Here is a 24,314-nt window from a genome sequence, read left to right as displayed (position 1 = left end):
ACCATTGAACGGTCGGCCTTCTCGACCCGACACATCCGCGGGCACCCTAACCGATCCCCCGTCCTCGCACAATGTTACTTTCCGATCTCCGGCCGCGGAGCGGCATACGACCGCTATTCACGAACGCGTGTTCCGCGTCCTTTGCGCCCCCTCACCCTGTCCCTCTCCCCCTCTGGGGGCGAGGGGATCGAAACAGCTCCCTCTCCCTCTCCGAGGGAGAGGGTCGGGGTGAGGGTGCCGCATGTGTTCACGCATATCCGGGCTGGGCTCAGGGCGCCTGAATGACCATCAGTGCGGGCAACGCGTGTCTCATACCTGCCTCCGGTTTGTCCGTCCCTGCACCGCTTCGCCTCGGTCCGGGAGATGACGGTATCATAGCCGCTCAGGCGGGCACGAGGAACGGCAGGGCTCCCGCAGGATATCAGGGCGGGTGGCACCGGCACGGTCGAGCCTGTGGTAGCGTAGGGAGACTTTATGAGTCCGCCCTTGCTCCTCGCCGGCCGAGTGGCGCTCGTCACCGGTGCCGCCCGCGGAATCGGGCGCGTCACCGCGCTTGTGCTCGCCGAGGAAGGCGCGGACGTGGCGGTGGCCGACGTGCTGAGCGAGGTCGAGGCCGTTGCGGCGGAGGTGCGGGCGCGCGGCCGCCGCGCCGCCGTCGCGGTCTTCGACATCGCGGATGACGAGGCGGTGCGCGCCGCCGTCGCGCGGCTGCGCGAGGCCCTGGGCCCTCCCGGCATCCTCGTCAACAATGCCGGCATCGTCGCCAATGTCGCGCCGGTCGCGCGGATGACCGCGGCCGCGTGGCACCGGGAGGTGGACGTGAATCTCTCCGGCGCCTTCCACATGATCCAGGCGACGATTGGTGACATGGTGGCATCCCGCTGGGGGCGCATCGTCAACGTGTCCTCGATCGGGGGCACGGGCGGGCTCCACCATCAGGCGGCCTATGCCGCCAGCAAGGCAGGGCTTCTCGGCCTCACCAAGACGGTGGCTCTCGAGCATGGCCGCCACGGCGTCACCTGCAATGCCGTGCTGCCTGGGCTCATCGCCACCGAGAACGTTTGCGCGATGCCCGCCGAGATCCGGGAAGCAGCGGCGAGTGCCGCGCCGGTCCGGCGCCTGGGAGAGCCCGGCGAGGTGGCATACCTCATCGCCTTCCTCGCCTCGGACCGCGCCGGCTTCATCAACGGCGCGGAGATTCCCATCGACGGGGGACTGCGGCTCAACACGCTCTCGCTCGCCAGCCGGCGCGAGGTGCGCGACGCGGGGGGAACGCCGTGAGCGACGCCGGCGCTGCGCCCCACGGGCGCGAGACCGACTCCGGCCTCCCGCTGCGGCCCGTGTACGGGCCCGCCGACGCTCCCGCCGGCGACTACGCGGAGCGCCTCGGCGACCCCGGGGCGTACCCCTTTACGCGAGGGCGGCGCCCGGCCGGGGCCGACGGCGGCTGGATCCAGCGCGAGCTGTCCGGTGAAGGCGATTCGGGGCGCTCCAATGAGCAGTTCCGCTACCTCATCGCCCACGGCGCCACCGGCCTCGATGTCATCGGCGACACGCCGACCATGGCGTGGATGGATCCCGACCACCCCGTCTCGGCGCCGGCCGTCGGCACCCAGGGCGTGTCGCTGTGCTGCCTCCAGGACTGGCTCGATCTCTACGACGGCCTGCCGCTCGATCGGCTCACGCTCTCTCATTCCGTTCCCGCGCCGTTCGCGGTGGCCGGCCTCTACCTCACCGCCCGGCGGCGCGGCGTGGACCCCACCCTCCTGCGCGGCTCCGTCGTGCAGGCCCCCTTCTACTGCGAGGACTGCGGCTACGCCACGCACATGCCGTTCGAGCTGCGCGTGCGGCTCGCCGTCGACTCCATCGAGTTCGCCAGCCGCGCCATGCCCCGTTTTCATGCCTTCCTCGAGGACACCTACTACATCAGCGACGGGGGTCTCGACGCCGTCGAAGAGATGGCGCTCGGCTTCGTCGAGATCCGTCATCTCGTGCGGGAGCTGGTCCGCCGCCGGGTTCCGGTCGACCGTTTCGCCCCGCGCATCGCCATCCTCGTCAACTTCCGCATGGACTTTTTCGAGGAGATCGCGAAGATCCGCGCCGCCCGCCGGCTGTACGCGCGGATGATGCGCGAGGAGTTCGGGGCGGCCGACCCGCGCGCGTGGGCGGTGAACATCGCCGCGCACACCTCGGGCCTCACGCTCACCGCCCAGCAGCCGGTCAACAACGTGGTGCGCGGCGCCACCCAGGCGCTGGGACTGGTGCTCGCGGGCGTGCAGGGGATCGAGGTCTCCACTTTCGACGAGGCCTTCCGGACACCGAGCCCGGAAGGGCATCTGGTCGCCTTCCGCACCCAGCAGGTGATCGCCCTCGAGACCGGGGTCACGCGCGTGGCCGACCCCCTCGGCGGCTCGTGGTACCTGGAATCGCTCACCGGCCGGCTCGAGCACCGCATCCGCGAGATGATCGAGCGCATCGAGGCCATGGGCCCGCCGGAAGGGCTCTGCGACGGCAAGTGGTTCCGCGCCCTCTTCCTCGACGCCATGGAGCGGCGGGCGCATCAGTTGAACGCCGGGCGCCTCGTCCAGGTGGGCGTGAACGCCCAGCAAATGCCCGAGGCCGAGGACACGCTCCTGCGGAACGTCACCGAGCGGAAGATCGCCCCGGCGGCGCCGCGCATCGAGCGGCTTCGCGCGCTCAGGCGCGAGCGGGACGCGGGGCTTGTGGCGGCCGCTCTCCGCGCCGTGTGCGGGGCGGCGGAGGACCGCGCGGCCCACCTGATGCCGCCGCTCATCGCCGCGACCGAGGCGGGCGCCACGATCGGCGAGATGGCGGGTGCGCTCCGCGCGGGCTACGGCCGGCCGCCCGATCCATTCGGGATGGTGCCTCTACCGTGGTGAGCGGCGGCCGCATCCTCATCGGCATGCTCGGCCTCGACCAGCACGAGGTAGGCGCGGTGACGGTGGCGCGACTGCTGCGGGATGCGGGCTTCGAGGTCGTCTACACCGGCCGCTTCAACCTGCCCCCGGTCATCGTCAAGACGGCGGGGGAGGAGAGCGTCGACGTGATCGGGCTGTCGTGCCACTCGTGGGAGTACCTCCATTACACAGACGAGCTGCTCGCGGGCCTCGCCGCGGCCGGCCTCGCCATTCCCGTCGTGCTCGGCGGCTCGGTGATCACCGCCGCCGACCGAGCGACGCTCCTGGCCAAGGGAGTGGCGGCGGCGTTCGGCCCCGGCGCCCTGCCGGAGGACATCATCGCGACCATGCGGCGCCTCGTAGCCGCCGGCGTCGCTCCACCGCCCTGACGGGAGATCCGCATGGACTTCGAGACGACCCTCTACGACACCGACGGCCCCATCGCGTTCATCACCCTCAACCGGCCGGAGCGGCTCAACACCATCGTGCCGCCCATGCCCGACGAGTTCGAGGCCGCCATCCACGCCGCGGCGGCCGATCCCACCGTGAAGGTCGTGGTCGTCCAGGGCGCCGGGCGCTCCTTCTGCGCGGGCTATGACTTCAGCGGGGGCTTCCGCCACTGGGACTCGCAGATCAGCACCGACGGCCGGTGGGACCCCGGCAAGGACTTCGTCTTCGCCGCCTTCCCGCAGTTCGCGCCCACCCAGAAGTTCATGAGCATGTGGCGCTGTCCCAAACCCGTGATCGCGCAAGTGCACGGCTGGTGCGTGGGGGGCGGCTCCGACACCGCCCTCTGCGCCGACCTCGTGATCGCCAGCGAGGACGCGCGCATCGGCACGCCGTACGCCCGCATGTGGGGATGCTACCTGTCCGGCATGTGGCTCTACCGCCTGGGCCTCACCCGTGCCAAGGAGTACGCGCTGACCGGCAGGCCGCTGTCCGGAAAGGCGGCGGCCGAGATCGGCCTGATCAACAAGGCCGTGCCGTTCGCCCGGCTCCAGGAGGAAGTGCGGCGCACCGCCCTGCAGCTCGCCTCCATTCCTCTCTCGCAGCTCTCGGCCATGAAGCTCATCGTGAACCACGCATGGGAGCAGATGGGCCTCGCCAGCACCCAGACCCTCGGCCCCATCCTCGACGGTCTCATGCGCAACACGCCCGACGCGCTCCGGTTCATCGGGCTCGCCGCGCGCGAGGGGGTCGGCGCGGTCATCGCCGAGCGGGACGGGCCGTTCGCCGACTACAGCCAGGGGCCTCCGGAAGAGCAGCCCGATCCCACGCACGTGATCCATCCCCCGCGCCGCTGAGGGTCGCCCCCGCTGGGTACGCAGGTCGTGTATCCATCTCTGGGCATTGCCGCCACTCGCGGCACGGGCTACCCCTGGGCGTGGCGTATCCCCATCGCACGTATCAGCCCCGCGACACCGAGCACTCTGTCCTCCACGCCGTCATCCGCGAACATCTGGAGCCCTTCCTGCGGGAAGCCTCCGACCGGGGCGACGGACACGGCCTGCCCCGCTTCGTCGAGCAGGAGTTCCGCGAGTTCCTCACGTGCGGAGTCCTGGCCCATGGCTTCACGCGGCTTCGGTGCGCCGACTGCACCTTCGAGCGCCTCCTGCCCTTCTCGTGCAAGCGACGCGGCTTCTGTCCGAGCTGTGGGGGGCGACGGATGGCCGAGCGCGCCGCCTATCTGGTCGACGAGGTGCTGCCACAGGTACCGGTGCGCCAGTGGGTGCTGACGCTGCCGTATCGCCTGCGCTACCGACTGGCGTGGGATCACGCCCTGTGCCGCGCCGTGCTGGGCGTGTATGCCCGTGGGCTCCTCGCCTTCTACGCGCGCACCGCGCGGTCCCACGGCATCCCGGAGGGCCAGACCGGCACGGTGACCGTGATCCAACGCTTCGGCAGTGGCCTCCAACTCAACGTTCACTTCCACACGCTCGTGCTCGACGGCGTCTTCAGCGAGACTCGACCCGGGCACCTCACCTTTCACCCTGCACCCCTACCGAGCGACGAGGACGTGGCGCACGTCCTCGCCACCGTCCGCACCGGCGTGGGGCGGCTGCTCGCCCGCCGCCACCTCGAGCCCGCTGACGACACGGCCCCGGCGGACCCGCTCGCCGACGCCTCGCCCGTCCTGGCCGGCCTCGCCAGCGCCTCCGTCCAGGGCCGCGTCGCCCTCGGCCCCCGCGCCGGCGCCCGCGTCCGGCGCCTCGGCGACGAGCCGGACCTCGGTCACGTCGCCGCCCGCGGCCCGCGTCAGGCCCAGCTCGACGGCTTCGACCTCCACGCCAACGTCTGGGTCCCCCCTAACGATCGTGCCCGCCTCGAGCAGCTCGGCCGCTACCTCCTCCGCCCCCCGCTCGCCCAGGACCGCGTCCAGCTCCGGGCCGACGGACGCGTCCTCGTCACGCTGAAGACGGTCTGGCGCGATGGCACCTCGCATCTGCTCTTTGAGCCGATCGAGTTCCTGGAGAAGCTCGCGGCGATCATCCCCCGCCCCGCGGTCAACCTCGTCTTGTATCACGGCGTTCTCGCCCCGCATGCTCGCTGGCGCGCGCACGTCGTCCGTTACGGCCGCCCGGCCCCTGACATCCATGCGCGCGAGCGCGAGGCCAGCCCCCGCGCCGGCGGCACCCCGGGCGCGTGGACCAGGGCCGCCCTGATGCGCCGCGTGTTCGATCTCGATGTCCTCGCCTGCCCGCGCTGTGGCGGCCGGCTGCGGCGCATCGCCACGGTGGAGGACCCGGCCGTGGTGGGCAAGATCCTCGCGCACCTGGCCCTGCTCCACCCCGCGGACTCTCCGGGGCCGGCCCCGCCGCCGGCCGCCCTGCGCGCTGCTGCCGCTGTAGCCCCCTCCCGTCAGTAATTCGTCCCAGTCTCGGCGTGGGACTCTGCCCCTGAAGACCGTCGCGTGACTGCCCCGCGGTTGCCGGCGCACGATCGCCGTTGATGACTGCCCTGGCTGGGGGATCGATGCTGCGGTCCGCGTGGCTCTCTCGGCGCCCGCCACCCCGCCGCCGGGCCCCGCCGGCCCCGGCCCGGTCTGATAATGAAGAGGGCTTTTTCGCGCGTCGCGGCGCCGAGCTGGAGACAGGCAGCACGCGATGCCGCGATGCGTGAAAAAGTCGCGTTGAACGAAGCCGGCTGGCGGGTTGGCATTCCGCTTGCTCTTAATGTGGATTGATCGCCCACCCGCCTCCTGCGGGAAAGGGAGGCGCACGCATCGTAGCCCTCTCGTTCTGGGACGTCAAGAACGATGCTGCCGCTTGCCGCCCCTGGGCCACTCGGGCCACACGCACTCCGTCGATAGCATCGGCCGACGACGCTGCCCCACCTCCTCGCTGTTCCTCCACCGCGAAGCGGTTTCGTTCAATGGCCTTTATGTCGCCTATGCTCAAGCTCCCGCGGGGGGAGCTGGTCGATGTGCTCCGGTTCGTACGGTCATTCCCCTCGCAGCACGAACTGGGGATCTTGCAGGAGCTCCGGCGCGCTCCCGGACTGTACTTCCTGTTCGGCCCCATGAGGCAGAACCCCGCCGCGTATCAGCCAGGCGATGAGGACGACGTCGAGAGGGCGATCAAGCGGAGGCGGCCTTGAAATCGGCGCCCCGCGCCGAGGCAGGGGTCAACGACCGGCGGCCGCGCCGACTCCGAAGAGCGCCGGCTCACGGCCCCTCGACGGTCACTGGCCGGGAGACGCCGGCAAGCGGCGCCTCGCCGATCTCAGTATCGTGGGTGGTCCCCTGGGCCTCCGCCAGAAGCGGCCCCGAATCCCGTCATGGCCACCACCCGGTCGAGTGGTAATCGCGGCCGCTCCTCTCGCTTCGCGCTGCTGTTTCCTGAGCCGGCGCACCCAGGCCGCGTCGCGCGGCGCTGACCGCATATCCCTCTGGCGGAAGCCCGGCCTTGCGTTACCCTTGGACATGCGAGCATTGTCTCCGCCCGCGATCAGGAAGGTGATCGTCCGTCATGTGCGCTAACGTGGTCGGCGGCACCAGACGACTGACGCTCCAACTGGATCCATTGCGTCGAAGAGTGGCGCCAACCGCTTCCTGGGCGTTGGTGCCATGGTGACCGTCCCCACGCCCACACTCGCAGGGGGATGCTCGCCGCAAGGCGAATGGTCCGCCGAATGCGTGGAGGCCTTGCGATGCGTGTTCCCAGCCTGAGTCTCCTCGCGCGCTTCTCGCTGCTGAGTCTGGGGTGCGTGCTGGCCCTGATGGCCGCCCTCGGGTGGGTGACCTCTCGTGTGCTCGTGCAGAACATGCAAGAGAGCGAGTGGCAGACCACCGCCCAGATCGTCCGCTATCAAGCTCGCACTTACGGGCTTGAGCAGATCTTCATCGATCCCGAGGCTCGGCTGGACCGGGCGCGCATCCGATCGTCCCTGAGCCCGCTCCTCAGCCTGCCCGAGGTCGTTCGCGTCAAGGCATGGGACCGTGACGCCGTCGTGCTCTGGTCGGACGACGAACGACTCATCGGCCGGAGCTTTTCCGACAACCCCGATCTCGCGGCCGCGCTGCGGGGGCAGGTCCGCGTTCAGCTCAAGAGCCTGCAGAAGCCCGAGAACGTGCAGGAGCGCGAGTTCTTCGGGACGCTGGCGGAAGTGTATGTGCCGATCTTCGCCGCCCAGGATCGCGGGCCCGTGATCGGCGTGCTCGAGGTCTACAAGGTCCCGCAGCGGCTCTACGGGGAGATCCGCAAAGCCCGGAACACCGTCTGGGCCACGACGACCCTGGGCGGCCTTCTGCTGTACCTCTCCCTCTTCTGGGCCGTCCGCGTCTCCCATCGCATCCAGACCCGGGCGGAGGCCGGGCGCCGGAAGGCCGAGGCAGAGCTGCTCCGGCTGAACCAGGAGCTGGAGCAGCGCGTGGTCGATCGCACGGCGGCGCTCGAAGCCGCCAGGCGGGAGCTGGAGGCGTCCAACGCCGCGGTGTCGCGCCTCCTCGAGGAGTCCGAGCGCCGGAGGCAGCGCGTCGGAACCCTGGCGGCCGTCTCCCGTCGCCTGACCGCGGAGCTGGACCTGCCCGGTCTGCTGGGCTCCATCTCCGAGGCGGCGGCCGAGATCTTCGAGGGAGAGGCGGGCTTCCGGCTCGCCGAGGGAGAGTGGCTGGTCCGCGTCGGCGCAACCCCCGGCGCCATGGAGGCCATGTCGAGCGACCGCATCAGGATCGGTGAGTCGATCAGCGGAAGGGTCGCGGCCACGGCCCGGCCATACGTCACCGCGGACACGGCCGAGGACTCCCACATCATCCCGGCGCACCGCGCGCGGGTCCAGGCCGACCGGACCGGCGCCCTCATGTGCGTGCCGGTCAGGATGGGCTCCCGGGTTCTCGGCACCCTGATCGTCTATGGCCCGCGCGGCCATCGTTTCGACGACGACGCCGTCAACGTCGCCCAGGGCCTGGCCGACCAGGCCGGCATCGCCATCGAGAACGCGCGACTGTACGAGGCCGCCGTCCAGGCCCGGCGGGAGGCCGAGATGGCACTGAGCCAGGTCAAGCAGCTCCACGGCCTGCTGCCCATCTGCGCGTACTGCAAGAAGGTCCGCAATGATCGGAACTACTGGGAGCAGATCGAGACCTACATCGGCGAGCGCTCGCAGGCCACCTTCAGCCACGGCATCTGTCCGGAGTGCAACGCCACCGTTGTCGCCAAGCAGCTGGAGGAGTGGCGCCAGCGCCAGCGCTGAGACAGCGGGCAGGGCCCCGGATGCGAACCGTGACGCCGAGCCGGCGAGGCCCCCGGTTACAAAAGTGTCTCTTGACAATTCCGATCGGGAAGGCACTATTGTCCCGTGCAGAGGGAAAATGAGCAGAACGGGAGAGGTTGCCAAAGGCTCGAGAGGGATGCTTGGACGGAGTGCCCGGCTGGGTGCCCTCACTGATATGAGTTGCTGTCCCCGCGGGGTCCGGGAAACCTTCGGGAGCCTGAGGCCAGGCGAGGTTCGAGGCGCTATTTCCTCCGCCATCCCTTGAGCGCGGCGCTGCCGCGGAAGTTCAAGATCGCCTTCGAGGGGTGCGCCGAGGATCACAGGGCTACGCCATCGTCACGGTCACCGTGCCCATGGGCGACCTCACCGGCCGACAGATGGGGGTCCTGGCGGACCTCGCCCTCGCCTATGGCGACGGGACCGTGCGCGTGACCCACAACCAGGATCTGCTGTTCCGCTGGGTGCGCGCGACCGAGGTGCCGGAGCTGCACCGGCGCCTCGCCGCCGCGGGCCTCGGCCTCGGCGACGCGAACACCCTGGCGGATGTCACGAGCTGCCCTGGGGCCGAGTCCTGCCGCCTCGCCGTCACGCAGTCGCGCGGCCTCGGAAAACTGCTGGGCGCTCACCTTCGCAAACGGCCCGACCTGGTGGCTGCCGCGCCCGGGTTGAGCATCAAGATCAGCGGCTGCCCCAACGGCTGCGGTCAGCACCACATCGCAGGCCTCGGCTTCCAGGGGAGCGTCCGCAAGGTCGGGGGCAAGCCCGTGCCGCAGTACTTCGTGATGCTGGGGGGCGGTGTGGGCGAGGCCCGCGCCACCTTCGGCCGGCTGGCGGCGAAGGTGCCCGCGCGCCGGATCCCGCAGGCGGTGGAGCGGCTGGTGGCGCTCTACACGACCGAGCGGGTCGAAGGGGAGACGGCGCTCGCATTCTTCCGCCGTGTGGATCTGTCGCGGGTGAAGGCCCTGCTCGCCGACCTCGAAGCCTTGACGGCGGAGGACGCGCTGCCCGCGGACTTTGTCGACCTCGGCGAGGAGATGGAGTTCAAGGTCGAGACGCAAGACGGAGAGTGCATGGCCTGAGGGCTCCACCGTTGCCGACAGCGAGCAGGAAGGCGGGGAACGAATTACACGCCGTTGTGAAAGTTCGCGCTTGGCGCGATAGAGGGCTGCGTCGGCCGCCTTCAGCAGTCCCGGGGTGTCGAGGCCGTGGTCGGGGTAGGTGGCCACACCGATCGAGACGGACACCGACCCGAGGCCCCCCGTCCTCATGGGGGAGCCGCAGCGACCTGACGGCCACACGGAGTTGCTCGGCGCGGTGCTTGGCGTCCTCCATGTACCGGCGGTTGAAGAGACTGGTAAGGCGGCGCGCCGCCTCCAGGACCATCCGGAGCCCGACCAGTGCCAGCGAGCCGGCGAGAACCTGCCGGATCACTCGCGCGCTGGCGCGCACCGATGCCCGCGCTCCGATCTGGGCCCCGACCAGGACTCCCGCCTCCAGGAAAGCCACGAACCGGACATCGACGTGTCCCAGCGCCAGGAACGTGACGGTTCCGACGAGTGTGGAGATGCTGAGGACGAAGTGCGAGGTCGCCGTCGCGACGTGAACCGGCAGGCCGAGGACGACGATGAGAAACGGGACATGGACGATGCCACCGCCGATGCCGAGGACGCTCGAGAGGATGCCGACGATGGGGACGAGCAGGAATCCGCCGCCGGCCCCGATCAGCGTGCCGAACGCGCCGATCGTCATTCCGAGGCCGATCAAGATGACGAAGTCGAGAGGTGCCATGGGGTTCCGAGCCTCGTCTCGCGAGTCGACTATGGGTGAATGGCAACGCCACCGCAGGCAACCTGCGGACCGGCCGGCGCGGCGCGCTTCCCGAGTCAGTGTGCCCGCGAAGGGGCGAGCGCGCGAGAGCGGCCACGCCTGCAGCGCGCGAGTCAGCCGCCGACGAGAATCCTCGGTGTGGGGCGCCCCTGTCGGGTAGGATAACGCACGGAGCACGGATCCCGATGGAGGCTCAAGCGCGCGGCGACGGATCAGGGGGGCCGCCTTCGAGGGGGCGGGCGGCACGTCTGCATTCCTGGCTCATCTCGTCCGGAGGCGCGACTCGACGCGGTCTGTCCAGCTTGCGCGTCCGCCTGGCGGTGCTCGTTCTCCTCGCCCTCCTTCCGGCCCTCGGTCTCATCTTCTACGCGGCGCGGGAAGACCGTCGCCTGGCCACGGCCCAGGCGGAGCAGGACGCCCTCCGAATCGTCCGGCTCGCTGCCCTCCAGCACTCCCACCTGGTCGAGGCGGCCCACCATCTCCTCGTCGGCCTGACCCATCTTCCCGCTGTGAGGCGCCTCGACGCCGGCGCGTGCGCGAAGACCTTCGTCGGCATGCTCGGGCAGTTCCCGTCGTACTCGAACATCGTGGCCGCGAAGCCGAACGGCGATATCTTCTGCAGCGCCGTGCCGCTGCCCGGCCCGATCAACCTCGCGGACCGGGAGCATTTCCAGCGCGTCCTCCAGACGCGTGACTTCGTCGCCAGCAAGTACGTGGTTGCCCGGACCACCGGCAAGCCCACGATCATCTTCCTCTATCCCCTCGTGGACGAGTCCGGCGTCGTCCGGGTTGTCGTCGCCGTCGTCCTGGATCTTCACTGGCTCCACCGCCTGGCCGAGCAGGCATTGCTGCCGCCAGCATCGACGCTCTCCGTCGTCGACCAGGACGGGGTGGTCCTGGCTCGCTATCCTGACTCGCGAGGCTGGGTCGGGAGGGTTGTGCCGGAGGCGACCATCGTTCGGGCCGTGCTGTCGAGACAGGCCGAGGGCACCGCCGAGGCGCCGGGGCTCGATGGGATTCGACGTCTGTACGCCTTCACCCGGCTGCCCACGCGTGCCGAGTCGGGAGAGGTGTACATCGGCATCGGGACCCCGACAGCCGTCGTCTTCGCCGAGGCGGACCGGGCCCGGACACGCAATCTCCGCGGGCTCGGGCTCGTGGGAGCCCTGGCTCTCGGGGCAACGTGGATCGCCGGCAACCTGCTGATTCTGCGCCGGGTGCATCCCATCGTGAGGGCGACACAGCGGCTGGGGGCGGGCGATCTGGGCGCGCGCACCGGGCTCCAGTCCAGGGCAGGGTCGGACGAGCTCAGCCAGCTCGCCCGCGCCTTTGACGACATGGCCGCCGCGCTGGAGCAGCGGACGGCGGAGGGCAAGCGAGCCGACGACGCGCTCAGAGCGAGCGAAGACCGCTTCCGATCGGTGGCGCAGTCCGCCGCCGATGCCATCATCGTCGCCAGAGCCGATGGGACCGTCCTCTTCTCGAATCGCGCGACGCAGGCGATGTTCGGTTACGGGGAGGACGACCTGCTGGGGAGGCCGCTCGCGCTTCTGATGCCGGAGCGCCATCGCGAGGCTCACCAGGCCGGTCTCGAGCGGCTGGGAGCCACCGGTGAGTCGCGGCTCCTTGGCAAGGTGGTCGAGCTCCACGGGAGAAGGAGGGACGGCACGGAATTCCCGCTCGAGCTGGCGCTGGCCGGCTGGGAGACGGGCGGTCAGCGGTTCTTGAGCGGGGTGATCCGCGACGTCACCGAGCGCCAGCGGGCGGAGCGCTTTCAGGCGATGGGGCTCGCGGTGGCCGGGGTGCTGGCCGAAGTCACGACGCTCGACGAGGCGACCCCCCGCGTGCTGGAGGAGGTCTGCCTGGGGGCGGACTGGGACCTCGTCGAGATGTGGGTCGCCGACGGGGACGAGCTCAGATGGCAAGGGAGCTGGCACCGGCCTGAGCTCGAGGCGAGCCCGTTCCTGGCGGCCAGCAGAGAGATGCCGGTGGGGCGCAGTGGGGGCCTGGCCGGTAAGGCCTGGAGGGAAGGCCAGCCGGTGTGGGACGAGGACGTTCTCGCCAACCCGGGGTTCATGAGGGCCGAGGCGGCGGCGGTCGCGGGGTTGCACGGGGCGCTCGCCTGCCCGCTGCGCGGCAAGGCGCCGGTCGGGGTGCTTGCCTGCTTCAGCCGGGCGCCGCGCCCCCGCGACGACCGTCTGCTCGCGGTGATGCAGGACGTGACCCAGCGGGTGGGCCACTTTGTGGAGCGGCAGCGCGCGGCGGAGGTGCTCCGGCAGAGCGAAGCGCAGGTGCGCCAGCTCCAGCGGCTGGAGTCCGTGGGCCGGCTGGCCGGTGGCGTGGCGCACGATTTCAACAACCTCTTGACGGTGATCCTGGGGCGCAGCCAGCTCCTGCTGGCCCGCTCCCAGATCGACGATCGGGCGCGCCAGGACGTCACCCTCATTCAGCAGACGGGGGAGCGGGCTTCGGCGCTCACCCGCCAGCTCCTCGCCTTCAGCCGGAAGCAGGTCCTCGAGCCCAAGGTGCTGGACCTCAGCGCCCTCGTGTCCGGTCTGGCCGTGATGCTGCGGCGGCTGATCGGCGAGGACATCGACCTCGCGGTCCGTCCCGGTCCGGACCTGGGCCACGTGAACGCCGACCCCGGGCAGGTGGAGCAGGTGATCGTCAATCTGGTCGTGAATGCCCGCGATGCCATGCCGCAGGGCGGGCACCTCACCCTCGAGACCGCCAACATCGAGCTCGATGCCCGCTACGCCCGCCAGCACCCGGGCGCGCACCCGGGGTCCTACGTGATGCTTGCGGTGAGCGACACCGGCATCGGCATGGATGCCGAGATCCAGGCGCGCGTCTTCGAGCCCTTCTTCACGACGAAGGAGCCCGGCAAGGGGACGGGGCTGGGCCTATCCACCGTGTACGGCATCGTCAAGCAAAGCGACGGCTACATCTCCCTCTCGAGCGCGCCCGGCCGTGGGACCACCCTCAAGATCTACCTCCCCCGCGTCGAGGCTCCCGTCGCGACGGAGGGGCAGGTGGTCTCCACGCCCGCTGGGGGCTCAGAGACGATTCTCGTCGTAGAGGACGAGGACGAGGTCCGGGCACTCGCACTCGAGGTGCTCGAACAGAGCGGATACACCGTCCTCGCCGCCAGCGGGCCGGCCGAGGCCCTGGGGATCGCCGAGCGGCACGACGGCCCCATCCATCTCATCCTGACCGACGTGGTGATGCCGCACATGAGCGGGCCCCAGCTCGCGAAGGACATCGCCCCGCTCCGCCCGGGCATCAAGGTGCTCTACATGTCCGGATACACGGCCGACGCGGTAGCCCAGCACGGCATCCTGGACCCGGGCCTCTCCCTTCTCCAGAAGCCGTTCCTGCTCCACGCCCTCGCCCGGAAGGTGCGTGAGGTCCTGGACACTCCACCATAGACCGCGCACCACGGCCAGCGCGAAGCGGGCGCGCCCGGCCAGGTCGCCGCCCCACTGGTCGGTGCGCTGGTTGGCGAGCGGGGTGAGGAATTGGTGGATCAGATAGCCGTGGCTGCCATGCAGCTCGATGGCGTCGAAGCCCGCCTCCCGGGCGCGTGCCGCGGCCTCGGCGAAGCGCTCCACGAGGGCCGGGATCTCCTCGCCCTCGAGCGCGCGCGGCATCTCGCGGACCATGGGGCAGGGGATGGCCGAGGGCGCCACCGGCTGGCGCCCGGAGACGCGCAGGCTCATCTGCCGGCCGGCGTGATAGAGCTGCATGGAGATCGGCACGCCGTGGGCGTGAACGGCCTCCGCCACCCGGCGCAGACCCTCGATCATGCTGTCGTCGTCGGCGCGGAGCGCCACCGGGAAGGGCGCGCCGGAGGCGTCCACCGCGGTGGCCTCGGTGGTCACGAGCGCGATGCCGCCCTCGGCGCGCCGCGCGAGGTAGCGGACGAGCCGATCGGTGGCGTGCCCCTCGGCGCTCGCGAAGCCCGAGCCCATGGCGGCCATGATGAGCCGGTGCTCGAGGCGGAGCGTGCCGATGTGGATGGGGCTCCCGCTGCTGCCCCCTCCCGTCAGTAATCCGTCCCACTCTCGGGGACTCTGCCCCTGAAGACCGTAGCTTGACTGCCCCGCGGTCGCCGGCGCACGATCACCGTTGATGACTGGCCTGGCTGGGGGATCGATGCTGCGGTCCGCGTGGCTCTCTCGGCGCCCGCCACCCCGCCGCCGGGCCCCGCCGGCCCCGGCCCGGTCTGATAATGGCCTTTATGTCGCCTATGCTCCCGAATCTACCACGTCATGGCGGCGCTCAACGATCCCCGGCAGTGCAGCCTCACGCATCGGCCCAAGTCGGGCTCGTCGCATCGAGGCTCTGGGGCGGCGCGAACGCATGTTCGCGTCATGCGCTCATTCTGAAGAAGCTTCAACCCTCTCTCGTCGAGGTGTTCATCCCGTCCCAGCTACCGGGCCTCTGTTCTTGATCTTGCCCGCCAGATCAACCTTCATAGGCGTGCCCCTACGAATCCATTATGGGTGTGTCGATCACGTCAATCACGCCGCCACGATGACCGAGAGCCGCCCATGCTCCTTGCGGGTCGGGCGCACGGTGATCTCGACGTCCTGCCCGAGGTCGGTTAGAAACTGCATCAGACGCTCGACCGAGAACGTCCCCGACCGGTTGCGCATCAGCGCGGAGACGTGCGGCTGTTTAGTCCCGAGGATCTCGCCGGCCTTGGCTTGGGTGAGGCCGCGCGCCTTGATGAGCTTGTAGATCTGCAGCGTCAGGCGCGCCTTCAGAAGCTCCTGCTCGGGCTGCTCGAGGTCCAGATCGGCAAACACGTTGCCGCTGCCCTCCTCGAAGCGGATTCTCTCTTTCCTGTTCTTCCTCATCTCAGTTCTGCCTTTCTCTATGAAGCCGCCCGGCCTCCATCAGCCGGCGGCGGATCAGTTCGATATCCTTCTGCAGTGTTGCTATGCCCTTCGTCGACTTCTTCTGGAAAGCGTGAAGGACATAAACCCTGCCGGCGAATTGCGTTGTGTAGACCACGCGGTACGTGTTGGTGTCGTGACGGTCGACGATCTCCATCACGCGGGCTCCCCCGAAGCCCTTTAGCGGCTTGGCTGCCGGATCGGTTTCGCCCTGCTGGGCGGTGTAGAGCGCCTGGCCCATATCCCGGCGGACCTGCTCCGGGAAGCTGCGCAGGTCATCCCGGCTTGAGCCCATCCAGATTATTGGCTTTACGTCACTCTTCATTATACGAGTATACGTATTGTGGTATATTCGTCAAGGTCCAGCGCCGGTTGTCCCGTCGACCGCGGACGTCGTGTTTTCCACAGTGAAAGAACGGCAGCCGTTTCTTGCCATGAACTCCCTGCTGCTGCACTGAGCCCCACACGAACTCCGTAGTACGATCTCAACCCGCGAGGCACCGAAACAGGTCGGACTTCGGCACCAAAAGCAAATCGGGCGCTCCCGATTCTCTGGAAGCGCCCGATCGTCAGATGGTGGGCCGTGGAGGGCTCGAACCTCCGACTGGGACTCTGCCCCTGAAGACCGTAGCTTGACTGCCCCGCGGTCGCCGGCGCACGATCGCCGTTGATGACTGCCCTGGCTGGGGGATCGATGCTGCGGTCCGCGTGGCTCTCTCGGCGCCAACCACCCCGCCGCCGGACCCCGCCAGCCCCGGCCCGGTCTGATAATAGCCTTTATCTCGCCTATGCTCCTCATGCGCAACACGCCGGACGCTCTCCGCTTCATCGGGCTCGCCGCGCGCGAGGGGGTCGGCGCGGTCATCGCCGAGCGGGACGGACCGTTCGCCGACTACAGCCAGGGGCCGCCGGAAGAGCAGCCCGATCCCACGCATGTCATCCATCCTCCGCGCCGCTGAGGACGCTGCAGAAAGTTCGTGCCTCGATTGACTTGGCCGGCCCCCCGGCCTAGCATCCCCGGAGGAGGGTGACATGGCCTACGACTACAAGCGCTACTTCGACGAGATCGCGGTCATCCGCGACCTGACCAATATGCCGGAGGAGATGAAGTGGCGCACCGCCGCCCCGGCGCAGGACGGCGAGCGCCACCGGATCGTCCTCTACCTCGGGTGCAACGTCTTCCGCACCTCCCACATGGTTCAGACCGTCATCGCGATTTTCGACCGCCTCGGGCTCGACTACGTCGCGGTGGGCGGCCCGACGTACTGCTGCGGGATCGTCCACCATCAGCAGGGCGATACGGTCGCGGCCGGCGGCATGGCGGATCACACCATCAAGCTCTTCGAGCGCTATGAGCCCGAAGAGGTCGTGGTGTGGTGCCCGTCCTGCATCTATTTCTACGATGAAATCCGACAGGCCCGGCTTCCCTTCAAGGTCAGTCATGCCGCCGAGTTCCTCGTGTCGAAGCTCCCGGAGATCCGGTTCACCGGGCGGGTGAACGCAACGGTCGCGCTGCATTACCACAACGTGAATCAGCCCCGGCGGAGCGAGGGGCTCGCGGGGCAGCGGCTGCTCGAGGCGGTGCCCGGGCTTCGCTTCGTGGACATCGAGCCCAACCCGCGCTTCGGCCGGAGCTGTACGCCGTCCGTCCAGCAACAGGTCGGACCCGAGGTGTGGAACCAGATGGCGCGCGAAGAGATCGACCGCGCCCGGGCGGTGGGTGCCGACACCCTCGCCACGATCTACCACGGTTGCCAGCGTTATCTCTGCGTCTTCGAGCCCGAGAGCCCCATCGCCATTGAGCACTACCTCTCCGTCTTCGGCCGCGGGCTCGGCATCGAGTTCGAGGACAAGTTCAAGAAGTACCGCCTCTGGCAGGACCCGGAGCGCGTCCTCGCCGAGACCACGCCCTGTCAGCGCGCCAACAATGTCGACGCCGCGCGCGCCCGCGCGGTGGTGGTGGGAGCATTCGGGTCGCTCCCTTCCGCTCGCGGCCCGGACAGTTCCCCGCCGTCGTAGCGGGCCCCGGAGTCAGCGCGCGCGGACGAGCTTGAGCCGTCGCGCGGTGAGGCGCGCCATGCGCGGGTCGCGCTCGACGCCGATCCACTCGCGGCCGAGGCCGAGCGCCACGCGCCCCACCGTCCCCGCGCCGCAGAATGGATCCAGCACCGCCCAGCGCTTCCGGCTCGCCAGAAGCAGCGCGCGCAGCACGGGCTCGGGCGTGGCGTCCCAGATGCTCTCCGGGTGCGTGCGCGGCAGCGGCAGCATCCAGCAGTGGCGCGGCACCGGGGTCAGGTCTTGCATTCATACATTGCCCGCCGGACTCCGCGGCGGCGAGCGTTCATCTGCAGTGGCCTGATGTCGGATTGCAAGACCTGACCCCGGGTGTCATGACCCCGGGTGTCACTGGCGTGGGGTCTCCGCCGCCTGGACCACGGGGGGCGTCGCCACGATCGCGGAGCCGACCAGGAGCGCGACGAGAGCGAGTGTGAGCAACGTCCAATGCCGTCGAATTTTGGCAGTCATCTGACACCTCCAGCGGGCGTGGGACTTTGGATTATGACGCGTCATGGAACACGCTTCGGGTTCCGAGAGGATGGGGTTCCGGCTTCGGTAGCCTTTCCGTCCACCATCTCCGGAGATGCAATCTCCCTCGGCCGGGAACATCTCAACAACGTCGCGCGGGCACGGGGCTCGAATTCCTCCTCTACTTTCCCTTCAGCGTGACGTCCTCGTAGGGGGCCGAGTAGGCGTGGCCTGCAATCAGCCCAAGGCCCGATTCTCCCACCCGTGACCCCACGCCGTTTATGAACGCGAGCTGCCAGATGGGCGCGTACACGGCCTTGTCGTGCACCAGCTGCTGGATCTTCTGCAGGGTCGCCTCGCGTCGCTTGGAGTCCCTCTCGGCCGCCTGCTCCCGAAAGAGGCCGTCGAGGTCAGGGTAGCTGCCATAGACGTAGATGCCGTCCGTGATGACAAAGGCCTCAAGGCGAGTGGCGGCGTTGCCGAAAGCTCCGCTAGCGCCCTGGATGATGTTCTTGAGCTTCTTCTTAGCATAGGCCTTGAAGAACGCCGCCCGCTCCAGCGGCCGCAGCTGGGCCCGGATGCCGATGGCCTGGAGATTGTTGAGGACGACCTCGGCGAGGTTCGAGTACGAGGCGTCGCAATAGTAGTCGCCCGCGTCGAAGCCGTTCGGGTAGCCCGCGTCGGCCAGGAGCTTCTTCGCCTTGGCCGGGTCGAAGACGGGCGGAGGCGGCTGCCAGAAGAACTCGAAGTTGTTGGGGATGATGCTTCCGGTGACCTTGGAAAAACCGAGCGTCAGCGCCTGGTTGATCGTCGGCCGGTCGATGGCGAGGCTGGCTGCGAGCCGCACGCGTTGGTCGTGCCACGGCGACTTCGCGTCCCACTGATCGGGGAAGTAAAGCCAGAACGGGGCCTGGATCACGGTGGGTTTGAGGTTCAGCGCCGGTGTCCGCTGGATCTCCTCGGCGAGTTCCCCGCGTACCGAGTAGACGATGTCCACCTCGCCGCGCTTGAGCGCAGCCAGGCGCGTCGCCTCGTCGGGGATCACCTTGAAGACGAGGCGCTTGACGTGTGGGGGTTTCCGCCAGTACTGGTCGTAGGCCTCCAGGACCAGTTCCACCCCGGGCGTGAACGAGACGAACTTGTAGGGACCGGCGCCCACGGGCGCCTTCTTGAAGCCCTCGTCACCCACTTTCTCCACGTACTTCTTGGGCTCGATCCACCCCGCGCCGCTCGCGCCGGTGTAGAAGGTCAGGAAGTCGGGCCACGGCGCCTTGAGCCGGAATCGCACGTGGCTCGGATCGGGCGTCTCGATGGCGACCACCCGCTCCTTCAAGGTCTTATTGGCGCTGCCGCGGTAACGCTCGAAGGAGAACTTCACGTCTTCGGCGGTGAGAGGCTCGCCGTCGTGGAACTTGACGCCCTTGCGGAGGACGAACTCGTAGACGAGCCCATCCTTGGACACCGACCATGACTCCGCGAGGCTCGGCGTCACGGGCTGCCCGGGCATGGGTTTCACCAGCGCGTCGTGCAGGGCGTAGTAGATCATGTACGGCGTGATGATGCCGGGCGCCTCGGCCGGGTCGAACCAGGTCGGGGCCAGGGAGACGTGCACGCCCCACGTCACGTTGCCGTCAGCAGCGGTCGCAGGCGACACCGCGTACCCAACCAGCAGCAGTGCCAGGAAGGCTTGCAAGAGAGCGCGAGAATGTCTCATCGCCACCACCTCCGCGTCGAGGAGCGTTGAGGGCACCGAAGATTGAGTCACTGCTGCAACCTTGAGGCCAACCCCACGCCCGGTGAGCGTGCCTGTTCAGCGCAGCAATCCTCAGTCATTGGAGGCCGGAGCGAGAACAAGACGCCGCCGTGTGGCGACGCCGCGCACGACAGCTTGTCGTGGCTACGACAACTTGTCCGCGGGTCGGCCCGCCTGCGCGTGATGCGACGTCCTGCCCTCAGAACCTCGATTGCTTACCTTGACAAGCGAGCGTTATCATTGGCCCGAATCCATGAGGCTTCGACTCCGCCTCGTCGTGCTCCTTATGGTGCCGCTCCTGGTCATGAGCGGTGTCTACGGGATGGTTCGTGTGCAGCAGGAAACGCGCGCACAGGTGGAGGACGAGCGCGAGCGCGCCGCAGGGATGGCGCGCACGATCCAGATCGCGGTGGAGAGCGCCTTGGCCGTGCGTGGTCGGCCACACACCGAACTGGTGGGCCTGTTGGATGACTTGACTCTCGGACAGACGGCGATCGATCGGATTCGCGTCTTCGACCGAACGGGCCAGGTCCTTGCTGCCTCGAATGCCCGAACGGCGGCGTTACCTCCGAGCGCTGAGACGGTAGCACGGGTGATCGAGAGGGGGACAGGCGACCTCGTCGAGAGCCATGTCCGCGACAAAGACTCGTGGGTGTACATCTTGCCTGTCAGGTACTCCCCCCTGGGGGGCCGCGACCATTCGGCCGCCGCGCGGATGGCGCTGGAGATCGCCTTCGTCCCGCCGAACAGCCGGATGATGGCTCGCCAGGCCATCCGCGACGTGTTGTTGCGAGTCGGGGTCTTGACTGTCAGTCTGGCGCTGTTGATTGCCGTCGTGCTGCAGCGTCAGGTCCTGCGTCCCGTGGCGGACTTGGCCCGCTCGATCCGGGCCCTCGGTGAAGGCCGTCGAGGGCCGCCCCTGCCGGTGAAACGGCAAGATGAGCTCGGAGACCTAGCGGCGGCATTCAACCGCATGACAGAGCGTCTCGAAGAGGCCCGGCAGGCCATGGTGGCGGAGGCCGAGTACGCTCTGGACCTCGAGCAGAAGTTGCGCCGGTCGGAGACCCTGGCGGTGGCCGGAAAGCTTGCCTCCGGGATCGCCCACGAGGTCGGTACGCCGCTGAACATCATCTCTGGGCGCGCCGAGATGGTGTTGCGCTCGCTTCCCCCGGAGCATCCCGGCCGCCAGGATCTTGAGCGGATCATTCATCAGATTGACCGCCTGTCGAACATCGTTCGATCCCTGCTCGACACGGTGCGGCTCGGCAAGCTCGAGGTGCAACGCGTGTCCGTCGAGACGCTGATTAGCCAGTTGCTCCTCTTGCTGGAGCACGTGGTGCGCAAGCGCGGGGTCTCCATGACGACGAGCATCCCGAAGGACTTGCGCGACGTGGCCGGAGATCCCAGCCGGCTCCAGCAGGTCTTCATCAATCTCATGATGAACGCGGTCGAAGCCACGCCACCCGACGGGATGATCAGCGTCAAGGCAGAGCCATGCCCGAATGATGGGCGTGCCGGGGTATCGATCGAGGTCACGGATACTGGAGCAGGAATTCCTCCGGACGCGGTGGGTCAGATCTTCGAGCCGTTCTACACGACGAAGTCCCTCGGAGAGGGCACGGGGCTCGGCCTCGCCATCACCCGCGACATCATCCGCGATCATGGAGGCCTCATCCTCGCGCAGAGCCGTCCCGGCCACGGCTCAACCTTCTCCGTCTGGCTGCCCGCGTGGGAGGGGCTGGCATGACCGAGCGGCGCGTTCTCGTCGTCGACGACGATGCGGAAATGAGCGCAATGCTGGCGCGCCATCTGGAGAGCGAAGACATGGCCGTCGTGGCCGCGACGGGCGGCCGGGAGGCGTTGAAGGCGCTTACCTCCCAGGAGTTCGATGTGGTCATCACGGATCTCGTCATGGACGATGTTGGTGGCCTCGAGGTGCTGGCCGCCGCCACCCGGTGCCGACCCGCGCCGCGCATCATCCTCATGACCGCGTTCGGCACCCTGGAGACGGCCATCGAGGCCATGCGTCAGGGCGCCTATGACTACCTGGCGAAACCCTTCAAGCTGGCCGAGGTCACAGTGGCGGTGGGCCGGGCCTTGGACGACCACCGCTTGCGCCGCGAGAACGCACGACTGCGCGCGGAGGTCGAGCGGCAGCAGGGACTGGACCGAATCTTGGGACGCTCGAAGATCATGCAGGAGACCGTGAGCCAGATCCGCGCCGTCGCTGGGAGTGACTCCTCGGTGCTGCTGCTGGGGGAGAGCGGAACCGGGAAGGAGCTCGTGGCGCAGGCGATCCACTGGGCCAGCCCGCGGCGCGGCGGGCGGTTCATGGCGGTGAATTGCGCTGCGGTGCCCGAGACCCTGCTCGAGTCGGAGCTCTTCGGCCACGAGAAGGGCGCGTTCACGGGCGCCGACCGCCGTCGGGAAGGACTCTTTGCCGCGGCGAGCGGAGGAACGCTATTTCTGGATGAAGTCGGGGACATGCCGCCGGCTACTCAGGCCAAGCTCCTTCGCGTGCTCCAGGACCGAGCCGTCCGGCCAGTGGGAGGGACGGCATCGACGCAGCTGGACCTTCGCATCGTAACCGCCACCAACAAGGATCTTCCGGCCATGGTCAAGGACGGTCGGTTCCGTGAAGATCTCTACTACCGGCTGGCGGTGATTCCCATCCGGCTGCCCTCGCTCCGCGAACGGCCAGAGGACATCAGGCTGATCGCCGAGCACTACCTCAGAGAGACGGTCGCTCGGCTCGGCAAGGAGATCGAGGGATTCGACGAGACGGCGCTCAGCTGGATGGAACATCACACGTGGCCGGGAAATGTTCGCGAGCTCGAAAACGTGATCGAACGGGCGGTCGTTCTCACGCATACGCCCAGAATCACGCGGGCCGACCTCGGAACCGAGTTCACCCTGTATGAGACCAACTCCCCGCTTCGGCCGACGTTGGCGAAGCTCGAGGGGCAATACGTCCGCCGCGTCCTCGAAGAAGTGCGAGGCGACAAGGTGGCGGCCGCGAAGATTCTCGGCGTCTCCGTGCGGACGCTCCAGCGAAGGTTCAAGGAGCTGTAGCTGCGCCTACGGGCTCTCTGTTCTCGATGACACGCTGTCGCTGAAGCGACAGGTTGTCGTGCCCACCGGGGGCAGCAGGATCGGGCGCCGCAAGCCCACCAGAAGAAAGCAGAGCATTTCCACGGCGTAGGGTGCACCGCTGCCACACCGAGCCGGTGGTCTGCTCGTTGCAATGTCCGTACGACATATGGCAGACCAGGGGCCCCCGAAGCTGAACCCTGATCTTCAGCCGCGCGTCATGATCGTCGATGACGACGCCGAGATGCGGGCCCTCCTGCGTGACGTCCTTGAACGCGACGGCTTCCTCGTACACGAACACTCAGCGGGCGATGGGCTCGTGCCACTGCTCGAGGACTGGATTCCTGATGCCATCGTATTGGACACGGAGATGGCGGGGTCGAACGGGCTCGATCTGCTGCCGGACATCAGGCGACGCCATCCGCGCACGCCAGTCGTGCTCGTCACCGCATTTGGCGGGTCGGAGGTCGAGGCCGAGGCGCTGAGACTCGGCGCGGCCTATTACATGGACAAGCCCTTCCGGGTTGCCCGATTGCTCGAGGTGCTGCGAGCGGTGGTCAGCCAGGCCACACGGGAGAGCGATCCGCCGGCAGGGCGAATCTGGGTTGTGAATGGCGACCGGACATAGTCAGGTGAATCTGCCCCGATCGGCCTATCCGAAGAATGAGCCTGCGGATCCAGCCGAGTTGGCCCGGGAAATTGCGCGGGAAGCTCGGTCACGCGGGGGGCTGCTGCTCTTCACGGACTATGACGGCATGCTCTGCCCAAGCGTGCGGGATCGACGCAGCGTCGGGTTGCCGCTGCTGGTCCGTGGCGCTCTGGTGGCCCTGGCGACAACACCCGCCACGCGAGTCGTCATCATCTCTGGAGAGGATGCGTGCGATCTCGAAACCCGCATCAACGTGCCGGGTGTCATCTACGCCGGCTGCCGAGGACTTCAGATCCAAGGGGCGGGGATAGCCTTTTATCACCCTGCCGCCGCCCGACTGAGAGAGATGCTACCGCTCCTGGCTCAAGAGCTGTCGGAATGTCTTGCGCCCCTGCCGGGTGTAGAAGTGGAGATCAAAGAGCTCGGCGTCACGGTGCATACTCGCCGAGTCGACCCTTCAGCCGTTCCTGTGATCATTGCCCAGGCGGAGGAGCTCAGGCGGAAATCCGCGTCCGAGTTCAAGGTGTGCCAGTCCGAGTCAACGGTAGACCTTTTCCCGGACCTGGATTGGCGGAAAGGCTCCAGTGCTCTCTGGATCCTGGAGCAATGGGTGCGGGAGGGACGCGGTCAGCCAGTCGTCGTTTACCTTGGCGATGACGACGCGGATGAGGACGCCTATCTGGCGCTTCGAGAACATGGCTATGCGGTACACGTCGGGCGGCTGGCAGCCGCGACACCTTATTGGGTCGTCGACCGGGCGGCGGCCATCGACCTCTTGGCACAGATCGCGTTCGCTTGGAGCGTTCATTCGTTGGGCCGGTGAGACACCGTTTCTCGGGAGGAAGACCGACTGTACGCCGCGTTCGCGGGGATCGTACTTTCGATGCTCCTGTCCACCCTGCTGCTCGATGACCGGTCGGGCTGAGGCTGCCGTATGG

Annotated in this window: 19 protein-coding genes and 3 pseudogenes; 15 read left to right on the top strand and 7 right to left on the bottom strand. The window is 68.4% G+C overall.

Annotated elements, in window-relative coordinates:
• Nucleotides 1-474: 474 nt before the first annotated feature.
• From Q7W02_27195 to Q7W02_27165, 7 genes are all read left to right on the top strand, one after another.
• Nucleotides 475-1,281, top strand: a complete 807-nt coding sequence (locus tag Q7W02_27195) for an SDR family NAD(P)-dependent oxidoreductase (protein ID MDO8479817.1) — start codon at nucleotides 475-477, stop codon at nucleotides 1,279-1,281.
• Complete coding sequence (locus tag Q7W02_27190; GenBank protein ID MDO8479816.1) at nucleotides 1,278-2,900, top strand: methylmalonyl-CoA mutase family protein; 1,623 nt, start codon at nucleotides 1,278-1,280, stop codon at nucleotides 2,898-2,900. Before Q7W02_27195 ends, Q7W02_27190 begins: the two co-directional genes overlap by 4 nt.
• Nucleotides 2,894-3,307: a cobalamin-dependent protein gene (locus Q7W02_27185; GenBank protein MDO8479815.1), complete on the top strand. Its 414-nt coding sequence runs from the start codon at nucleotides 2,894-2,896 to the stop codon at nucleotides 3,305-3,307. The genes Q7W02_27190 and Q7W02_27185 overlap by 7 nt, the downstream gene beginning before the upstream one ends.
• Nucleotides 3,308-3,313: 6 nt before the next feature.
• Nucleotides 3,314-4,222 carry a crotonase/enoyl-CoA hydratase family protein gene (locus Q7W02_27180; GenBank protein MDO8479814.1) on the top strand — a complete coding sequence of 303 codons (909 nt, stop codon included), beginning with the start codon at nucleotides 3,314-3,316 and terminating at the stop codon, nucleotides 4,220-4,222.
• An 80-nt stretch (nucleotides 4,223-4,302) separates the two neighbouring features.
• On the top strand, nucleotides 4,303-5,784 hold the full coding sequence (locus tag Q7W02_27175) for a transposase (protein ID MDO8479813.1): 1,482 nt from the start codon (nucleotides 4,303-4,305) through the stop codon (nucleotides 5,782-5,784).
• 1,283 nt (nucleotides 5,785-7,067) lie between these two features.
• On the top strand, nucleotides 7,068-8,609 hold the full coding sequence (locus Q7W02_27170) for a GAF domain-containing protein (GenBank protein MDO8479812.1): 1,542 nt from the start codon (nucleotides 7,068-7,070) through the stop codon (nucleotides 8,607-8,609).
• A gap of 326 nt (nucleotides 8,610-8,935) precedes the next feature.
• Entirely contained in the window at nucleotides 8,936-9,709 is a 774-nt protein-coding gene (locus Q7W02_27165; GenBank protein MDO8479811.1) for a hypothetical protein, read from the top strand.
• Nucleotides 9,710-9,772: 63 nt separating this feature from the next.
• Here the strand turns inward: Q7W02_27165 and Q7W02_27160 are convergent.
• Nucleotides 9,773-9,865 (bottom strand): annotated as a pseudogene (locus Q7W02_27160) (diguanylate cyclase).
• Here Q7W02_27160 and Q7W02_27155 point away from each other — a divergent pair.
• The gene (locus Q7W02_27155) at nucleotides 9,849-10,457 is read left to right on the top strand and encodes a hypothetical protein (GenBank protein ID MDO8479810.1); all 609 of its coding nucleotides are present in this window, start codon (nucleotides 9,849-9,851) and stop codon (nucleotides 10,455-10,457) included. The pseudogene Q7W02_27160 and the gene Q7W02_27155 sit on opposite strands and share 17 nt — an antisense overlap.
• Before the next feature lie 302 nt (nucleotides 10,458-10,759).
• Nucleotides 10,760-13,885 (top strand): PAS domain S-box protein, encoded by a 3,126-nt coding sequence (locus tag Q7W02_27150; protein MDO8479809.1) that lies wholly within the window; start codon nucleotides 10,760-10,762, stop codon nucleotides 13,883-13,885.
• A 15-nt stretch (nucleotides 13,886-13,900) separates the two neighbouring features.
• On the opposite strand, the pseudogene Q7W02_27145 reads toward Q7W02_27150, so the two are convergent.
• From Q7W02_27145 to Q7W02_27135, 3 genes and pseudogenes are all read right to left on the bottom strand, one after another.
• A pseudogene (locus tag Q7W02_27145) lies at nucleotides 13,901-14,470 on the bottom strand (NADH:flavin oxidoreductase).
• Between the two features lie 510 nt (nucleotides 14,471-14,980).
• On the bottom strand, nucleotides 14,981-15,319 hold the full coding sequence (locus Q7W02_27140) for a helix-turn-helix transcriptional regulator (protein MDO8479808.1): 339 nt from the start codon (nucleotides 15,317-15,319) through the stop codon (nucleotides 14,981-14,983).
• 1 nt (nucleotide 15,320) lies between these two features.
• Nucleotides 15,321-15,683, bottom strand: coding sequence for a type II toxin-antitoxin system RelE/ParE family toxin (locus Q7W02_27135; GenBank protein ID MDO8479807.1), 363 nt, complete (start codon nucleotides 15,681-15,683; stop codon nucleotides 15,321-15,323).
• Nucleotides 15,684-16,146: 463 nt separating this feature from the next.
• Here Q7W02_27135 and Q7W02_27130 point away from each other — a divergent pair.
• Nucleotides 16,147-16,317: pseudogene (locus tag Q7W02_27130) on the top strand (enoyl-CoA hydratase).
• 73 nt (nucleotides 16,318-16,390) lie between these two features.
• The gene (locus Q7W02_27125) at nucleotides 16,391-17,377 is read left to right on the top strand and encodes a heterodisulfide reductase-related iron-sulfur binding cluster (GenBank protein MDO8479806.1); all 987 of its coding nucleotides are present in this window, start codon (nucleotides 16,391-16,393) and stop codon (nucleotides 17,375-17,377) included.
• A 12-nt stretch (nucleotides 17,378-17,389) separates the two neighbouring features.
• Here Q7W02_27125 and Q7W02_27120 read toward each other — a convergent pair whose 3' ends face one another.
• The 3 genes from Q7W02_27120 to Q7W02_27110 form a co-directional block, all read right to left on the bottom strand.
• Complete coding sequence (locus Q7W02_27120) at nucleotides 17,390-17,662, bottom strand: DNA methyltransferase (protein ID MDO8479805.1); 273 nt, start codon at nucleotides 17,660-17,662, stop codon at nucleotides 17,390-17,392.
• A gap of 99 nt (nucleotides 17,663-17,761) precedes the next feature.
• The gene (locus Q7W02_27115; GenBank protein ID MDO8479804.1) at nucleotides 17,762-17,884 is read right to left on the bottom strand and encodes a hypothetical protein; all 123 of its coding nucleotides are present in this window, start codon (nucleotides 17,882-17,884) and stop codon (nucleotides 17,762-17,764) included.
• A gap of 181 nt (nucleotides 17,885-18,065) precedes the next feature.
• Nucleotides 18,066-19,598: an ABC transporter substrate-binding protein gene (locus tag Q7W02_27110; GenBank protein MDO8479803.1), complete on the bottom strand. Its 1,533-nt coding sequence runs from the start codon at nucleotides 19,596-19,598 to the stop codon at nucleotides 18,066-18,068.
• Between the two features lie 370 nt (nucleotides 19,599-19,968).
• On the opposite strand from Q7W02_27110, the gene Q7W02_27105 reads away from it, so the two are divergent.
• The 4 genes from Q7W02_27105 to otsB all read left to right on the top strand — a co-directional run bounded on the left by Q7W02_27105 (nucleotide 19,969) and on the right by otsB (nucleotide 24,199).
• The gene (locus Q7W02_27105; GenBank protein ID MDO8479802.1) at nucleotides 19,969-21,384 is read left to right on the top strand and encodes a HAMP domain-containing sensor histidine kinase; all 1,416 of its coding nucleotides are present in this window, start codon (nucleotides 19,969-19,971) and stop codon (nucleotides 21,382-21,384) included.
• Complete coding sequence (locus tag Q7W02_27100) at nucleotides 21,381-22,709, top strand: sigma-54 dependent transcriptional regulator (GenBank protein MDO8479801.1); 1,329 nt, start codon at nucleotides 21,381-21,383, stop codon at nucleotides 22,707-22,709. The genes Q7W02_27105 and Q7W02_27100 overlap by 4 nt, the downstream gene beginning before the upstream one ends.
• A gap of 238 nt (nucleotides 22,710-22,947) precedes the next feature.
• Nucleotides 22,948-23,355, top strand: a complete 408-nt coding sequence (locus Q7W02_27095) for a response regulator (GenBank protein MDO8479800.1) — start codon at nucleotides 22,948-22,950, stop codon at nucleotides 23,353-23,355.
• Nucleotides 23,339-24,199: a trehalose-phosphatase gene (gene otsB, locus Q7W02_27090; protein ID MDO8479799.1), complete on the top strand. Its 861-nt coding sequence runs from the start codon at nucleotides 23,339-23,341 to the stop codon at nucleotides 24,197-24,199. Before Q7W02_27095 ends, otsB begins: the two co-directional genes overlap by 17 nt.
• Nucleotides 24,200-24,314: the final 115 nt, after the last annotated feature.

This window comes from Candidatus Rokuibacteriota bacterium (assembly GCA_030647435.1).
GTDB lineage: Bacteria > Methylomirabilota > Methylomirabilia > Rokubacteriales > CSP1-6 > AR37.
Note: the sequence above shows the minus strand (reverse complement) of the source record. Positions and strands in the feature narration are given on the sequence as shown.

Excerpts from the sequence above, each read along its gene's own strand:
- Q7W02_27100 (MDO8479801.1), top strand. The coding sequence starts at position 21,381 with ATGACCGAGCGGCGCGTTCTCGTCGTCGACGACGATGCGGAAATGAGC.
- Q7W02_27125 (MDO8479806.1), top strand. The coding sequence starts at position 16,391 with ATGGCCTACGACTACAAGCGCTACTTCGACGAGATCGCGGTCATCCGC.
- otsB (MDO8479799.1), top strand. The coding sequence starts at position 23,339 with ATGGCGACCGGACATAGTCAGGTGAATCTGCCCCGATCGGCCTATCCG.
- Q7W02_27140 (MDO8479808.1), bottom strand. The coding sequence starts at position 15,319 with ATGAGGAAGAACAGGAAAGAGAGAATCCGCTTCGAGGAGGGCAGCGGC.
- Q7W02_27120 (MDO8479805.1), bottom strand. The coding sequence starts at position 17,662 with ATGCAAGACCTGACCCCGGTGCCGCGCCACTGCTGGATGCTGCCGCTG.
- Q7W02_27095 (MDO8479800.1), top strand. The coding sequence starts at position 22,948 with ATGATCGTCGATGACGACGCCGAGATGCGGGCCCTCCTGCGTGACGTC.
- Q7W02_27135 (MDO8479807.1), bottom strand. The coding sequence starts at position 15,683 with ATGAAGAGTGACGTAAAGCCAATAATCTGGATGGGCTCAAGCCGGGAT.
- Q7W02_27110 (MDO8479803.1), bottom strand. The coding sequence starts at position 19,598 with ATGAGACATTCTCGCGCTCTCTTGCAAGCCTTCCTGGCACTGCTGCTG.
- Q7W02_27195 (MDO8479817.1), top strand. The coding sequence starts at position 475 with ATGAGTCCGCCCTTGCTCCTCGCCGGCCGAGTGGCGCTCGTCACCGGT.
- Q7W02_27170 (MDO8479812.1), top strand. The coding sequence starts at position 7,068 with ATGCGTGTTCCCAGCCTGAGTCTCCTCGCGCGCTTCTCGCTGCTGAGT.
- Q7W02_27115 (MDO8479804.1), bottom strand. The coding sequence starts at position 17,884 with ATGACTGCCAAAATTCGACGGCATTGGACGTTGCTCACACTCGCTCTC.